This is a genomic window from Stenotrophomonas sp. 3diitr2024 (assembly GCF_042136455.1).
Classification (GTDB): domain Bacteria; phylum Pseudomonadota; class Gammaproteobacteria; order Xanthomonadales; family Xanthomonadaceae; genus Stenotrophomonas; species Stenotrophomonas sepilia.
Map to the genome: position 1 here is coordinate 1 of NZ_JBHHMJ010000774.1, position 14,697 is coordinate 14,697.

At 66.7% G+C, this 14,697-nt stretch carries 16 protein-coding genes and 1 tRNA gene; 7 read left to right on the forward strand and 10 right to left on the reverse strand.

Going from position 1 to position 14,697, the window contains the following annotated elements:
- The 3 genes from ybgF to queC form a co-directional block, all read left to right on the forward strand.
- Positions 1 to 789, forward strand: a 789-nt coding sequence (gene ybgF / locus ABGA94_RS20425; protein ID WP_375367993.1) for a tol-pal system protein YbgF, incomplete at its 5' end; no start/stop codon positions are given.
- A 176-nt stretch (positions 790 to 965) separates the two neighbouring features.
- Positions 966 to 1,667 carry a 7-carboxy-7-deazaguanine synthase QueE gene (gene queE / locus ABGA94_RS20430; protein ID WP_134972427.1) on the forward strand — a complete coding sequence of 234 codons (702 nt, stop codon included), beginning with the start codon at positions 966 to 968 and terminating at the stop codon, positions 1,665 to 1,667.
- Between the two features lie 77 nt (positions 1,668 to 1,744).
- Positions 1,745 to 2,410, forward strand: coding sequence for a 7-cyano-7-deazaguanine synthase QueC (gene queC / locus ABGA94_RS20435; protein ID WP_014038216.1), 666 nt, complete (start codon positions 1,745 to 1,747; stop codon positions 2,408 to 2,410).
- A 64-nt stretch (positions 2,411 to 2,474) separates the two neighbouring features.
- On the opposite strand, the gene ABGA94_RS20440 is transcribed toward queC, so the two are convergent.
- Positions 2,475 to 3,473 (reverse strand): DUF2268 domain-containing putative Zn-dependent protease, encoded by a 999-nt coding sequence (locus ABGA94_RS20440; RefSeq protein ID WP_134955833.1) that lies wholly within the window; start codon positions 3,471 to 3,473, stop codon positions 2,475 to 2,477.
- A 178-nt stretch (positions 3,474 to 3,651) separates the two neighbouring features.
- Here ABGA94_RS20440 and ABGA94_RS20445 point away from each other — a divergent pair.
- Positions 3,652 to 3,727: transfer RNA gene (locus ABGA94_RS20445), tRNA-Lys, on the forward strand.
- 76 nt (positions 3,728 to 3,803) lie between these two features.
- On the opposite strand, the gene ABGA94_RS20450 is transcribed toward ABGA94_RS20445, so the two are convergent.
- A complete protein-coding gene (locus ABGA94_RS20450; protein WP_010481695.1) occupies positions 3,804 to 4,121 on the reverse strand; it encodes a hypothetical protein in 318 nt (105 codons plus the stop codon).
- A gap of 78 nt (positions 4,122 to 4,199) precedes the next feature.
- Positions 4,200 to 4,490 carry a hypothetical protein gene (locus tag ABGA94_RS20455; protein WP_134955834.1) on the reverse strand — a complete coding sequence of 97 codons (291 nt, stop codon included), beginning with the start codon at positions 4,488 to 4,490 and terminating at the stop codon, positions 4,200 to 4,202.
- A 282-nt stretch (positions 4,491 to 4,772) separates the two neighbouring features.
- On the opposite strand from ABGA94_RS20455, the gene ABGA94_RS20460 reads away from it, so the two are divergent.
- On the forward strand, positions 4,773 to 5,615 hold the full coding sequence (locus ABGA94_RS20460; RefSeq protein ID WP_134955835.1) for an alpha/beta hydrolase: 843 nt from the start codon (positions 4,773 to 4,775) through the stop codon (positions 5,613 to 5,615).
- 82 nt (positions 5,616 to 5,697) lie between these two features.
- The gene (locus tag ABGA94_RS20465) at positions 5,698 to 6,636 is read left to right on the forward strand and encodes an alpha/beta hydrolase-fold protein (RefSeq protein WP_338168096.1); all 939 of its coding nucleotides are present in this window, start codon (positions 5,698 to 5,700) and stop codon (positions 6,634 to 6,636) included.
- A gap of 76 nt (positions 6,637 to 6,712) precedes the next feature.
- On the opposite strand, the gene ABGA94_RS20470 is transcribed toward ABGA94_RS20465, so the two are convergent.
- Both ABGA94_RS20470 and ABGA94_RS20475 read right to left on the reverse strand, forming a co-directional pair.
- Complete coding sequence (locus ABGA94_RS20470; RefSeq protein ID WP_069139352.1) at positions 6,713 to 7,135, reverse strand: response regulator; 423 nt, start codon at positions 7,133 to 7,135, stop codon at positions 6,713 to 6,715.
- Between the two features lie 92 nt (positions 7,136 to 7,227).
- Positions 7,228 to 7,995, reverse strand: a complete 768-nt coding sequence (locus tag ABGA94_RS20475) for a CPBP family intramembrane glutamic endopeptidase (protein WP_197599060.1) — start codon at positions 7,993 to 7,995, stop codon at positions 7,228 to 7,230.
- A gap of 150 nt (positions 7,996 to 8,145) precedes the next feature.
- Here ABGA94_RS20475 and ABGA94_RS20480 point away from each other — a divergent pair, with 150 nt between their 5' ends.
- Entirely contained in the window at positions 8,146 to 8,448 is a 303-nt protein-coding gene (locus ABGA94_RS20480) for a zf-TFIIB domain-containing protein (RefSeq protein ID WP_053499357.1), read from the forward strand.
- A gap of 77 nt (positions 8,449 to 8,525) precedes the next feature.
- Here the strand turns inward: ABGA94_RS20480 and ABGA94_RS20485 are convergent, their stop codons facing one another.
- From ABGA94_RS20485 to recQ, 5 genes are all read right to left on the reverse strand, one after another.
- Positions 8,526 to 9,038: a GNAT family N-acetyltransferase gene (locus tag ABGA94_RS20485; RefSeq protein ID WP_005418491.1), complete on the reverse strand. Its 513-nt coding sequence runs from the start codon at positions 9,036 to 9,038 to the stop codon at positions 8,526 to 8,528.
- A gap of 81 nt (positions 9,039 to 9,119) precedes the next feature.
- Complete coding sequence (locus ABGA94_RS20490; protein WP_329915714.1) at positions 9,120 to 10,145, reverse strand: copper resistance protein B; 1,026 nt, start codon at positions 10,143 to 10,145, stop codon at positions 9,120 to 9,122.
- Positions 10,142 to 11,953 (reverse strand): copper resistance system multicopper oxidase, encoded by a 1,812-nt coding sequence (locus tag ABGA94_RS20495; protein ID WP_375367994.1) that lies wholly within the window; start codon positions 11,951 to 11,953, stop codon positions 10,142 to 10,144. The genes ABGA94_RS20490 and ABGA94_RS20495 overlap by 4 nt, the downstream gene beginning before the upstream one ends.
- A gap of 75 nt (positions 11,954 to 12,028) precedes the next feature.
- A complete protein-coding gene (locus ABGA94_RS20500) occupies positions 12,029 to 12,412 on the reverse strand; it encodes a CopL family metal-binding regulatory protein (RefSeq protein ID WP_197599062.1) in 384 nt (127 codons plus the stop codon).
- Positions 12,413 to 12,616: 204 nt separating this feature from the next.
- On the reverse strand, positions 12,617 to 14,422 hold the full coding sequence (recQ, locus tag ABGA94_RS20505; protein ID WP_375367995.1) for a DNA helicase RecQ: 1,806 nt from the start codon (positions 14,420 to 14,422) through the stop codon (positions 12,617 to 12,619).
- Positions 14,423 to 14,697 lie beyond the last annotated feature (275 nt).

A 14,697-nucleotide genomic window follows, 5' to 3' on the forward strand; every position in this document is an offset into this window, starting at 1 on the left:
GTTGCGGCAGCCCTCGTGGCTGCCGCACCGGCGCACGCACAGCGACAGAGCCTGGCTGACCGTGTCGGCGCGCTCGAGCAGCAGATGTACAACAACAGTGCCAACCAGGACCTGTTGAACCAGATCAATCAGCTGCGGCAGCAGGTCACCAGCCTGCAGGCCTCGATCGAGCAGTTGCAGCATGACAACGCCCAGCTCAAGCAGTCCGCCCAGGACCAGTACCTGGATCTGGACAGCCGCCTGAACCGGTTGGAAGGGGGCAACGCCGCCCCGGCCCTGCCGCCCGTTCCGGCGAGCGCGCCGAAGGCCGCACCGGCCCCGGCAAAACCGGCAGCGGCGGCCACTTCCGAGCGGCCGCCTTCCGTCCATGGTGATGCTGGCAGCCTTGCCGCCACCGGCGACGAGCGCACCTCCTACAACGTTGCCTTCGATGCGTTGAAGGCCGGCAGGTACGACGATTCGGCGCAGCTGTTCCTGAGCTTCCTGGAGTTGTACCCGAACGGCGTCTACGCGCCGAACGCGCTGTACTGGCTGGGCGAGAGCTACTACGCCACCCGCAATTTCCCGATGGCCGAGACCCAGTTCCGAGAGCTGCTCTCGCGCTATCCGACCCACGACAAGGCCGCGGGCGGCCTGCTCAAGATCGGCCTTTCGCAGTACGGCGAGGGAAAGGTCGACCAGGCCCAGCAGACGCTGGAGACCGTCGTGGCGCAGTACCCCGGCTCGGATGCCGCGCGCACCGCGCAGGACCGTCTGCAGTCCATCCGCCTGGGCAAGCAGATCCGCTGATCCGCTGGGCGGGCGTACAATAGGTGCCCTGTAGAGCCGAGCCCACGCTCGGCTGCTTTCGTTTCCGGACCAGCAAAGCCGTCCGGTTGCTGTTGTAGAGCCGAGCCATGCTCGGCTGCTTTCGTTACCGGCCACGGTAGCCCACCCGCCACGTGCCCCACCAAGAAGTACCCGCCATGACCGCCGTTACCCCGTCAAACGCCGTCGCCACCCCCAGCGACATCGTGCAGTCGCCGCTGCCGCGCCTGAAGATCACCGAGATCTTCACCTCGCTGCAGGGCGAAGCCGATACCGCCGGCTGGCCGACCGTGTTCGTGCGCCTGACCGGCTGCCCGCTGCGCTGCCAGTACTGCGACACCGCCTATGCCTTCCACGGCGGCACCTGGTGGGACATCGACGACATCGTGGCCGAGGTGCTGGCCCAGGGCGTCCGCCACGTCTGCGTGACCGGCGGCGAGCCGCTGGCGCAGAAGCGCTGCCTGGTGCTGCTGCAGAAGCTGTGCGATGCGGGCATGGATGTCTCGCTGGAAACCTCCGGCGCGCTGGATGTCAGTGCAGTGGACCCGCGCGTGTCGCGCGTGGTCGACATCAAGACGCCGGGTTCGGCCGAAGTGGCGCGCAACCGCTGGGAAAACCTGCCGCTGCTGACCGTCCGCGACCAGATCAAGTTCGTCATCTGCAACCGCGAGGACTACGACTGGGCCAAGGCCATGGTCGCCGAGCACGGCCTGGTGAAGCGTTGCACCGTGTTCTTCTCGCCGAGCAAGGGCGAGATCAGCGCGCGGCAATTGGCCGACTGGATCGTCGAAGACCGGCTGCCGGTGCGCTTCCAGATGCAGTTGCATAAAATCCTGTGGAACGACGAGCCGGGCCGATGAGCCGGCGCAGCGTTCCCTGATGTAGCTCCGGCGCGGGACAGCGTGCTGGCTTTCCCCTCCCAACCGGAAGATTTTCCATGAAGAAGGCAGTCGTGCTTCTCTCCGGCGGCATGGATTCAGCCGCCGTCATCGCCATGGCCCAGGAACAGGGCTTTGCCGTGCATGCCCTGAGCGTGCGCTACGGCCAGCGCCATACCTCCGAACTGGATGCCGCCGCCCGCGTGGCCAAGGCCCAGGGCGTGGTCGCGCACAAGACCGTGGACGTGGACCTGCGCAGCATCGGTGGCTCGGCGCTGACCGATGACATCGACGTACCGGAGGCGGGCGGTGCCGGCATTCCGGTCACCTACGTGCCGGCGCGCAATACCATCATGCTGTCGCTGGCCCTGGGCTGGGCCGAAGTGCTCGGCGCCAACGACATCTTCTGCGGCGTCAACGCCGTCGACTACTCTGGCTACCCGGACTGCCGCCCCGAGTTCGTGGCCGCGTTCCAGGCGCTGGCCAACCTCGCCACCAAGTCGGGTGTGGAGGGCGCGGGCATCAAGGTGCACGCGCCGCTGCAGTTCCTCAGCAAGGGCCAGATCGTCAGCGAAGGCGTGCGCCTGGGCGTGGACTTCGGCCTGACGGTGTCCTGCTACAACGCCGACGCCAACGGCGCCGCCTGCGGTCATTGCGATGCCTGCCGCCTGCGCGCGCAGGGCTTTGCCGAGGCCGGCGTCGCCGACCCGACGCTGTACGCCTGAGGTGATGGGGCTGATGCCCCCAATGGTGGGTGCGAACCGTTGGTTCGCACTCTCTGTCCCGGCGCTACCGGCGGCTGGAGTCTGGTAGTGCCGGCCGCTGGCCGGCAGCCTCATCAGGCAACCATCCCGACGCGTCAATAAATGCCCGCACCGCCTTCGGATCGGCATAGTCCAACTCGATCATCCGCGCGATACCGGCCTTCTCGTCGGCCTGCGGGCGCATGTACTCCTGCGCGATGCGATACCCGGCGTAGTACCCCACATCACTCACCCCGAATGGATTGCGGGCGCTGTTGTAGAGCCAGTTGTCGAGGTTACCCCCGTCCATCTCGGCAATGAAACGCGTGCGGATGTCCGCCTCATGCGCGGGTCCGTAGCTGTACAGCGGAAGCGCCGGCCGACGCCCACTCAGTCGTTCGGCCACGTACTCGGCAACACCCTCGCGTACCGCGTACTGGGCCAGGCTGCCGGTGGTCTCGCGCTGCTGGGTATGCACGTACTCGTGCAGGTTGTTCTGCGCGTTGTTCGCCCCCGGACGGCTGTCGTAGAAGATCCGTAGCCGGTCGCGCATCTTTTCGGGCAGTTCGCTCACGTCCACGCGCTCATCGCCCAGCGCCATCTCGGCACCGATCAGCACCTTGTCACCCAGCGTGGTGCCGCCGGTGCGCAGCACACCGACTGCGTAGGTGATGGTGGCCGGACGCAAAGCCGGGTAGAGCGCCCGGAATTTGGAAAGATCCCGTTCCAGTGTGGCGCTGGCCTGCTGCGCGTTGGCGGTCAACGGCCGAACCGACGTCCAGAAGCGCGGCCACGCGCGCATGGCCTCGGCGTATTCGCGGGCGGTATAGTTGCGGACCTGCATCAGCGCATGCAGGCCGGGGCTGCCTGGATCGATGTAGCGCTCCTGCACGAGTGCGACCTGGCGTTCAACGTCGGGCTCGGCGCGCACCGCGTCATAGGTGGCCCAGAAGCGGCCGATGTCGTCGGTGACGACCTGGGATGGGGTGGCCAGTGCCGTACAGGGCAGCAGCAGGGCGGCAACGAGGCAGAGGGGCAGGCGCATCCGTGGCTCCGGGCAGGACTCACAGCTTGGATGCGCGTGAGGCCCGGAAGGTTTAAGCGGGTTCGCCAGATCGGGTAGTGCCGGCCGCTGGCTGGCAACCTCGACGCACCAGGGTTTCACCCGGCCAGGCAAAGTAGGGTAGAATGCCCACCCCGCCGAAAGGCTGGGGCAGTGCAATGGGCCGTTAGCTCAGTCGGTAGAGCAGAAGACTTTTAATCTTTTGGTCGAAGGTTCGAATCCTTCACGGCCCACCAATTGCATCCAATGACCCAGGTCATTCAGAAGGGCACCGCAATGCGGTGCCTTTTTTGTTGCGCTTCTCCACGGCAACTACTTCGTCCGCGCAGTCTTCGCTTTAGCCGCCGCCGCGTCAGCAGCCTCCTGTGCGGCCGTTGCTGCTGCATTCGCAGAACGTGCCGCCTCCGCTCTTGCCGCCTCGAAATAGGTGAGCCGCTGCAAACTGGTTCTGCGTTCCAGTTCCATTGCTGCGGCGAAGCTCTCCGGATGCTTTGCAGCACAGGCCTCCTGCACCAGTTGCACGGCACGATCAGACAGCCCGGGCTGGATGTTGCCGAGCAGGCAATCGGCATACGGTACGGGCGCGGCCGAGCTGGCGGCCAGCGCGGCGATGAGCAGGGCACTCAACATGCAAACCTCCTTGTAGGTTTCGAAGGGACTGGCAACCAGTCCGTCCCAAGTATGGACCGGATCTGGGTGCAACGGCGGCTACGCCGGCCGGATATCCCGGTACACACGTTCCGCCAGCCCACGGCAGGCGAAGAACAACCCATCGATTAGCCCCTCATCCAGATGGCGGTCGGGCGTGGCCCTCGACCGGCAGCGTTCCGCGGCGTGCAGCATTTCCGCCACGGTCAGCATGCCAATGGCGGCACGCTCCGCGTGTGCCATGGCCTGTTCCCGCCCGGGCGGCAGATCGGTTTCCGGCCAGGGCAGACCGTCGGCGCCGTCGCCATCGCGGATGCTCTTGAGGCATCCCCATAATGCGCATCCACGCATGGCGTGGATCTACTTTCGCCTGAGAACAATCGCTGCGATGACGGCTGCGATGCCGACCGGGATCAGGACGACCGCCAGAAGAATGATCCAGTGCCAAATGCTGAATCCCCCCATGTCCCAACTCCTTGTAGGAAACGATGAATGTTAGCAAACGCGATTGCAGTCATTTCCCGATACAGTTCAAGCATCGCGCAGCGCCGTAGCATACGTGCAGGCATGCCGAATCGGCCGACGCCTTGGCCTTGGCGTTATGCTCGGCACTTTCCCAGGATGGGCCGCTCCATGCGCTTGATCGTGCTGTCGCTGTTGTTGTCCGCTGTCTCCGCCGCGCCGCTGATGGCCGCCGAAACCGCGCCGCCCGCTGCCGCCTTGCCTCTGGTCATCGGCGAAACCTTCACCATCGAGTCGAAGGCGCTGGGCGAAACCCGCCGCATCAATGTCTACCGCCCGCAGCCCTGGGGCCTGGACCCGAAGGCGCCGCTGCCGGTGATCTACATGCCCGACGGCGGCATCGGTGAGGATTTCCTGCACGTGGCAGGGCTGGTGCAGGTGCTGAGCGGCAACGGCAGCATGCGCCCGTTCCTGCTGGTCGGCATCGAGAACACCGAGCGCCGTCGTGACATGACCGGCCCGAGCAGCGATCCGCAGGACCAGAAGATCGCGCCACGCATTGGTGGATCGGCGGCCTATCGCAGCTTCCTGCGCGATGAACTGATGCCGCAGGTACGCCATCGCTACCCGACCACCGACGAGCGCGCGTTGATCGGCGAGTCGCTGGCCGGCCTGTTCGTGGTCGAAACGCTGCTGCAGGAACCGACGCTGTTCAACAGCTACATCGCGCTGGATCCCAGCCTGTGGTGGAACCGCGGCGCGATGCTGGCCGGAGTGGTCAAGCAGTTGCCTGCGGTGACGCGTGCGCAGCCGCACGTGTTCCTGGCCAGCAGCGGGCAGCCGGAGCTGGCCGCCTCTGCCGCACGACTGGCCGCACTGCTGCAGCATGCCTCACCGTCGCCGCTGGTGAAGTACCTGCCGCTGCCGGAGGAAACGCACGCGACCCTCTATCACCCGGCCGCAATGCAGGCGCTGCGCAGGCTGTTCCCGGCACCACCGCCGGCCTCGCCCTGACCGCACTGGCACCGGGCTGCACGCCATGCAAGGATGCGGCAGCGGTGCCATGCGGTGCGCCGCCCGCAACGGGAGCGTGTGGATGCAGCGTGTGCGTGGATGGAGTGTGGCGGCCTGCCTGGCCGTGAGTGGCTTTGCGATGTCGGTGGCGCCACCGGCAACGCAGAATGAAGCGAAGGAAAGCGCGGCCACCGCTGCGCCGGGCGTGGTGCTGCCGGATACCGAAGCGCTGCGCGTGCACGATCCGGTGGGCCGCGATTACCCGATCTGGGTAGCGCTGCCGGCTGACTACGCTGCGCATCCGGAGAAACGCTACCCGGTGCTGTATGTGACCGACGCGCTGTACAGCTTCCCGCTGGCGCGCAGCGTGCGCAACATGGTGGGGCAGAAGGGCGTCAACATCGAGGATTTCATCCTGGTCGGGCTGCCGCCGCAGGAAGGCCTGACGTCCAAGCAGAGCCGCTCGCGCGATTACACGCCCAGCGATCCGGTGCGCACCGATCCGCGTGACTACAGCGACGACGTCAGCTACGGCGGCGCGGCACATTACCGCGATTTCCTCGCCGAGCGCGTACTGCCGCTGATCGATGCACGCTACCGCACCGATCCGTCGCGGCGCGCCTATGCCGGTCATTCCTATGGCGGCCTGTTTGGCGCCTACGTGCTGACCACGCGCCCGGACATGTTCCACAGCTACATCCTGTCAAGCCCGTCGCTGTGGTTCGACAACCATCGGGTGCCGCGCATGCAGGCCGAGGCCAAGGCGCCCACGCAGCCGACCACGGTGGTCCTGTCGATCGGCAGCTTCGAAACGGTGAAGCCGGAGCCGCGCTATTTCACCCGCAACGACATGCTGCGCCACAACGCCGAGTTCGCCGAGCAGCTGCGCGCCAGCGGGCATTCGTTGAAGGTGGAGAACATGGTGATCGACGACGAGGACCACTTCACCGTGTATCCGGACATGATCACCCGCGCGCTGTTGAAGGTGTTCCCGGGTACCGGACCGTACAGCAGCGGTTGAAGGTGGGCGCCATCCACGCATGGCGTCGATCTACTGCAAGAACCCGGTAGACCCACGCCATGTGTGGATGAACGCCTCACGCTGCCTGCGCATCCGGCCCGATCAACACGCCCGCATCGGCGTGGCGGAAGCACAGGCGGATGGCGTCGAGCAGCTCGCTCATGTTGTAGGGCTTGGGCAGGAAATGAATGCCGTCGCGCAGCTGCGGCAGCACCTGGTGCTGGTCCATGCCCGACGTCACCAGGATCGGCAGCTGGGGATACAGGCCGCGGACCCGGTTGGCAGCTTCAATGCCGCTGATCGGGCCCAGGTTGACGTCGGTGAACAGCAGGTCGAAACGCTCACCTGCGGCCAGCAGGCCCAATGCTGCTTCGGCAGAGCTCACGCCCACCACGTGGCAGGCCTGGCTTTCCAGCGCAAGACGGCTCAGCTCGCGAGTTTCCTCTGCGTCCTCGATCAGCAGGACGCGGGGTTCAACGTGGCGCTTGGACAGCAACATGGCGCTACAGCTCCGGAAAGCAGCAATGAAAAGGCGCGCAAGTATGCGCAAGCCGGGGGTGATCCCGGCGTGCACGGCAGGCTAAGTGAGCGTTACAGCAGGCGCGGGCGTCGCTGGCGTACCTGCCAGGCCAGCACCGCCACCGCCAGCAGCGCGGCGCCGATACGCAGGCTGGTGGCCTGCCAGCCCAGCGCGACGGCGTCGTCGAGGTTGAACACGTTCCACGCCATGTTCATCGATACATGCAGCACCAGGCCGCACCACAGGGTGTCGCCGTCCAGATGGTCAAGCCAAGCGAAGATGAAGCCGCCCAGTGCGATGACCGCGCCGACGAACAGGGCAGTGCCGCCGCCGTCGAAGCCGCCGAAGCCCAGCCAGTGCACCCAACCGAACAGCAGCGCCTGCGGCAGCGCAAGCAGGGACCATGGGCCACGCATGAGCTTCACCAGCAGCACGAAGCCGAGGCCACGGAACAGCACTTCCTCGGCCAGTGGGAACAGCACGGCGAGCATCGTCGCATCGAGTGCGGTCAGTGCGGTGTTGGGCGTGCCCAGCACCGCCAGGCCCAGCCAGCAGGGCAGGCTGGCCAGCAGCACCCAAAACGGACCGCGCCAGCCGTTCCCGTGCAGCCCCAGGCTGGCCATCAGGCCCACCCCACGCGGGCGCAGCAGTGCGGCCAGGAGCAGCGCCAGCAGGACGGCCAGTGCGTTGTCCAGCAGGCTGCCGCCGTAGGGCATAGGCAAGGCGGGAATCGGCGCGCCTGCGGCCGCAGCGACATCGCGCAGATTCAGGCCAACGCCGACGCCGAGCAGCACCAGCAGCAGGCGCGCGGCGTTGGGCAGGCGGGACAGGACGGTCATGCACGCACTCCCTGCGGAACCAGCGTGGAGTGTGGAAGGCGGCCGGGGACGCTGGCACGCGCCGGAAGTCTGTGTGCCATCGGTCATGTGTTGCCGCACAGTCATCGGTGGGCAGGTAGAGTCGTTGCCAGACCTTCAGGAGCCATGCCCATGCTGTGCCCCGTGTGCAAGACCCAGACCCTGCAGATGGCCGAGCGCCATGGCATCGAGATCGATTACTGCCCCGGCTGCCGTGGCGTGTGGCTGGACCGTGGCGAGCTGGACAAGATCATCGAACGCGCCGGCGCTGCGCTGCCGCCGCCGGCACCTGTGCAGGCGCAGCCGGCGACCACGCCGCCGCCGGTGATGCATCGTGATACCCGCCACTTGGGCCAGCGCTACGAGGACAACCGGGGCCACGGATACAAGAAAAAGAAAAAGGACAGCTTCCTGTCTGAATTGTTCGATTTCTAGTTTGTAGCGTCGAGCCATGCTCGACTGGATGTTGCCGCCTATAGTCGAGCAAGCTCGACTCTACATGGAGCGCGTGATCACGTCCGCCGCAGGATGAACTCGCGGTCGCGCGTATCCCCGACGATGAAGTCGTACTCGCCGACCTTGCTGCAGCCATAGCGCGCGTAGAAGCGCTGCGCGCCGAAGTTCTCCTCCCAGACGCCCACCCACAGGGTGCGGCGGTGCGGCTGGTCCAGCCAGGCCATGAACGCGTCCATCAGGCGTGCACCATGGCCGCCGTTCTGGTGTGCGGCCAGGATGTAGAACCGCTTCAGTTCGATGTCGCCTTCGCGGGCCTCGGCATGCGGCAGGGTGTTGGCACCAGCAGCCAGGTAGCCGACCACGTTGTCGCCGTCCACCAGCAGCCAGATCGCGCTGCGCGGGTCGGACAGTTCGGCGCGCTGCGGTTCGCTGCTGTAGTGCGCCTGCAGGAAATCCTGCAGCTCCTGCGCCGGGTACGAGTCGCCCCAGGTTTCGTTGTAGGTGGCAATCGCGATGGCCGACAGGGCGTCGACATCGGCAAGGGTGGCGCGGCGGATCTGCAGCGACATGGCGGAGCCTGCATTGGAACGTGGCGCAGTGTAGCCGGCCCCGGCGGCTGCCGGGGCTGGCCAATGCTCACGAACCGCTGCTCAGAACCACATGCGCACGCCCGCCACCCAGCGCGTGTCGCGTGCGTGGTCGCCAGCATGATCGGCGGTGTCGCCAAACGTGCGCTCGTGGCTGATGCCGATGTATGGCGCGAAACGGCGGCTGAACTCATAACGCAGGCGCAGCCCGGCTTCGACCTTGTTCAGTCCGCGACCAATGCCGTACTCCGGCTCATCCTTGGCTGCGACGGTGGCTTCCAGCAGCGGCTGCAGAATCAGGCGGTTGGTCAGCAGCACGTCGTACTCGACCTCGGCCTTGGCCAGCACCTGGCCACCGGAACCCATGTACAGCGTCGCCGAGCTTTCGAACTTGTACGGCGCCAGGCCCTGGATGCCGATGGCCGCCCAGGTGCGCGAGTCGGCCGGCCGGAAGTCCTGGCGCACGCCGATCAGCACGTCCCACCACGGCGATACGCTGCGACCATACAGTGCTTCCAGTGACGACGATTCCGTGCTGCCGCGGCTGCGTTCGCCATCGGTGCGCAACCACAGGCGGTTGATGTTGCCACCGATCCAGCCGGTGGCCTCCCAGGCCTGGCCGGTGCTGTTCTTGCCGTCCCAGTGTTCGAGGCGATCGATCAGCAGCAGGCTGTTGATCTGTGGTGCATGCTCCATCGCACCATGCGTGATCGGAGGGAAGGCGGCAGCGCGGTCGGCATCGGTGGGAACCGGGATCGGCTCGCGCGGTTCGATGGGTGCGGGCGTGCCGTGACCCATGGCGGCGTGATCCATCGTGGAATGGTCCATCGCCGCTGGCTGCATCGCGCCATGGTCCATCTTCGAGTGGTCCATCGTGGAGTGGTCCATGCCGGCCTGACCCGCCGCACCCATGTTCATCTTCGAATGATCCATCTTCGAATGATCGACCGGTTCGGCCGGGGTCTTCGCGGTCTTCGGCGGCGGGTCCATCGTGCCCATGTCATGCCCGGCATGCGACTGCGCGAACACCGGCAATGCGGTGGTCAGGCCCAGGGCCAGCAGGCTGGGGGAAAGCAGTGAGCGGCTCATTCTTCGATCCTCACTTCGCGCATCATGCCCGCTTCCATGTGGTACAGCAGATGGCAGTGATAGGCCCAGCGACCGAGCGCATCGGCACGCACGCGGTAACTGCGGCGGGTGCCGGGTGGCATGTCGATGGTGTGCTTGCGCAGCTGGAATTCGCCCTGCGCGTTCTCCAGATCACTCCACACGCCGTGCAGGTGGATCGGGTGCTGCATCATGGTGTCGTTGACCAATACGATGCGCATGCGCTCGCCGTAGTTCAGTCGCAGCGGCTCGGCGCTGGCGAACGGAATGCCGTCGAACGACCAGGAGAATTTCTCCATGTGGCCGGTCAGGTGCAGCTCGACTTCACGACTGGGCTCGCGGCCATCGGGGTCCTCGAACAGGCTGCGCATCGCGCCGTAGGTGAGTACCTGGCGACCGTTGTCGCGCAGGCCGATGCCGGGATCGTCCAGCTTCGGTTCGGTGGCCGAGCTCTGCATGTCCACCAGCGGGTTGTTGCGTTCGCTGGCCGGGTGCTTCGGTGCCTTGCTGGCGGCATCGCTACCGCCGTGCGCACCGTGGCCCATGCTGGCGCCGCAGCCGCCTTCCATGCCCTTCATCGCGGCCATGTCGTGGCCACCATGGCCACCACTACCCATGTCGTGCCCCATGTCGCTCATCGTCAGCAACGGGCGTGGGTCGCGCGCGGGAATCGGTGCCTGCAGGCCATGGCGGACCGCCAGCGTTCCGGCGGCAAAGCCGGTACGGCCCATGTCCTGGCAGAAGATGGTGAACGCATCCTGCCCGGTCGGTTCCACCAGCACGTCGTAGGTTTCGGCCGGCGCGATGCGGAACTCGTCGATGCTGACCGGATGGATGTACTGGCCGTCGGCGGCGACCACGGTCATTTTCAGGCCGGGAATGCGCACGTCGAAGTAGGTCATCGAGGCGCCGTTGATGAAGCGCAGCAGCACTTTCTCGCCGCTGCGGAACAGCCCGGTCCAGTTGCCGGCCGGCGCGGTGCCATTCATCAGGTAGGTGTAGGTGTGCGCATTGATGTCGGAGATGTCGGTGGGCGTCATCCGCATCCGCCCCCACATGCCACGGTCGGACAACGCGGCCGACCAACCGTCGCGCTTCACGTCACGCAGGAAGTCGGGCAGGGTGCGCTTGTAGTAGTTGTCATGCTCGGCGAGCTTCTTCATGCGCCGGAACAGCGCGCCGGGGTCCATGTCGGTCCAGTCGGACAGCAGGATCACGTGCTCGCGGTCGTGGTGGTAGGGCGCCGGCTCGGCCGGGTCGATGATCAGCGCTCCGTAAAGGCCGGCCTGCTCCTGGAACATCGAGTGGCTGTGGTACCAGTAGGTACCCGACTGCTTCAGTTCGAAGTGGTAGTGGTAGGTCTCACCGGGGCCGATGCCATTGAAGCTCAGTCCCGGCACACCGTCCATGTCCGCAGGCAGCAGGATGCCGTGCCAATGGATCGAGGTCGGGTGGCGTTCCAGGGTGTTGCGCACGAACAGGTCCACGGTCTGGCCTTCGCGCCAGCGAAGGATCGGTGCCGGCAGCGATCCATTGACGGTGATCGCAGGACGGGTGCGGCCAGTGAAGTTGGCCAGCGATTCGCCGATGGCCAGTTCGATGCGGGTGTCGCTGAGCACGGCGGGGGCGCCGGCCAGGCGTGGGGCGGCAGTGGCGGCGGCGAGCGCGCGCTGCGGCACGCCGACAGCGGCGATGCCGGCAACCACGCCACCGGCGGCCAGGCCCTGCACGAACAGGCGGCGCGACGGCATGGGCACAGGGCCCGGACCGCGGGGGATACGGGTATTCATGGTGGTGACTCCAGACACGTAAAGACGCCGGCAGGCGGCCGGCCGCGGTGCGCAGGGCGCACGGTGCGTGTGGAATCAGCCGATGGGAGGGCGTGAGATCGGCGGCAGCGGCGGCGCCGGCCGGCCGGTGGCCGGCATCGGCTGCGGGGCCAGCGACAGCGCCGGTCCGGCCATGAACGGCAACGGCTGCACCACCAGCAGCGGGTGCTGGGCGCAGCTGCGCACGCAGTCCTTGATCTGGCAGTGGGCGTCGTGGGCCGGGGCCTTGGCCTGCGGGGCCGGGTCGGCCTGCATGCCCGCGTGGTGGTGGCAGTCGGCAGTGCCGCCATCAACAGCCGCGGCTGCGGCGTGGGCCATCCGGCCCATTTCCTCGTGACCACGGGCCATGGCCGCGTTCAGCCCGTTGAGCAACAGGCTGAGCATGAGCACGACGCGGAGCAGGGTCGAGGCCAGGGACATGACGCTAATCTAGCCGCAAGCGGACGCGGATGCACTTCCGGCTGAATGGCCGGTTCAAGATTGGACCTGCACCAGGGTAGAGCCGAGCCGACTCTCGGCTGCTGTTCGCGCAGAGGCAGCTGAGCGTGGGCTCGGCTCTACAGGGGCGCCCGCGCGCCGTTGGGGCCATGCCCGGCGGCCGCGCAGCGCGGCAACGCGATACCGTCAGCCCTCTTCACGCACGATCTCGACCAGGCGCGGGCCATAGCGGCTCAGCTTGGTACCGCCGATGCCGCCGACCCGGGCCAGTTCATCCAGGCTGGTCGGGCGCTGCTCGGCGATGTTGCGCAGGGTGCTGTCGTGGAAGATCACGAACGCCGGTACGTTCTGTTCCCGGGCCAGTTCGGCGCGCAGGCCGCGCAGCGCGTTGAACAGGGCCAGGTCCTGCGGCAGCACCGACAGGCCGGTGCGCTGCGCGCTGCGCTCGCGTCCGCTGGTGCTGCTGGCCGGGTCGCGGCGCATGCTGATCTGGCGGCGGCCGGTCAACACGTCGCGGCTGGCATCGGTCAGGCGTAGGCCACCGTGACCCTCGCTGTCCACTTCCAGCAGGCTGGCCGCGACCAGCTGGCGGAACACGCTGCGCCAGGTGCGTGCATCGAGGTCGCGGCCGATGGCATAAGTGCTCAGCTTGTCGTGGCCCTGCTGCCTCACCTTCTCGTTCTCGCTGCCGCGCAGGACGTCGATCAGGTGGCCGACACCGAAGCGCTGGCCGCTTCGATAGACGCAGCTCAGCGCCTTCTGTGCCGGTATGGTCGCGTCCCACGAGGCCGGTGGCGTCAGGCAGTTGTCGCAGTTGCCGCAAGGCTGGGGGTAGGTCTCGCCGAAGCCGGCCAGCAGCACCTGGCGGCGGCACTGCATCGATTCGCAGTAGCCCAGCAGATGGTCGAGCTTGGCCCGCTCCAGCTGCTTGCGCTCTTCGCCCGCCTCGGACTGCTCGATCATCTGCTTGAGCAGTACCACATCACCCAGGCCGTAGCACAGCCAGGCCTCGGCGGCTTCGCCATCGCGGCCTGCGCGTCCGGTTTCCTGGTAGTAGCCCTCCATCGACTTGGGCAGGTCGGTATGCGCGACGAAGCGCACGTCCGGCTTGTCGATGCCCATGCCGAAGGCGATGGTGGCACACATCACGATGCCGTCCTCGCGCAGGAAGCGGCGCTGGTTGCCGGCGCGCACTTCCGGCGGCAGGCCGGCGTGGTAAGGCAGAGCGTTGAAGCCCTGGCCGCAGAGGAATTCAGCGGTCTCTTCGACCTTGCGCCGCGACATGCAGTAGACGATGCCGGCCTCGCCACGGTGGCCGCGCAGGAAGTCGGTCAGCTGCTTGCGGGCGTTGTCCTTCTGCACCACGGTGTAGCGGATGTTGGGACGGTCGAAGGAACTGACAAAATGGCGCGCTTCCTGCAGATCGAGGCGCTCGGCGATCTCGCGCTGGGTCGGCGGATCGGCAGTGGCGGTCAGCGCGATCCGCGGGATCTGCGGCCAACGCTCGTGCAGCACGGTCAACTGGCGATATTCGGGGCGGAAGTCATGGCCCCACTGCGACACGCAGTGTGCTTCGTCGATGGCGAACAGGGCGATCTGGCTGCGCGACAGCAGCGACAGGAAACGCCCGGTCAGCAGCCGCTCAGGGGCGACATACAGCATGTCCAGTTCGCCGGCGAGCAGCTCGCGCTCGACGCGGCCGGCGGTCTCGGCATCCAGGGTTGAATTCAGGTACTCGGCGCGCACGCCGAGCTGGCGCAGGGCTTCGACCTGGTCCTGCATCAGTGCGATCAGCGGCGAGATGACGATGCCGCAACCGTCACGTAGCAGGGCCGGGACCTGATAGCACAGCGATTTGCCGCCGCCGGTGGGCATCAGCACCAGGGCGTCGTGACCGGCAGCCACATGCTCCACGATGTCCTGCTGCGGACCACGGAAATCGTCGTAACCAAAGACGCGTTGAAGCAGGTCGTGCGCGGGACGGGAAGCCATCGCGCTAGTTTACCTCCCGGAGGCGGCGGCAGGGCTGCGCCCTGGGAACGCGCCATCGCATGCGCGCTGCCGCTCCCACGCTTCGCTGCGCGAAACGCGGGCCCCACCTACCAGCTCCCAGACCCCCGCCGCTTCGCGTCCGCCCCTGACTCAGGGGGCTCTCCCCCAGACTTGGCCCGGTGGCGGGTAGATCCACGCCATGCGTGGATGAAATCTGTCAGATATCGACAATCAAAATGGGGTCAGATCCGTTTTCCTGCGGAAAACGGATCTGA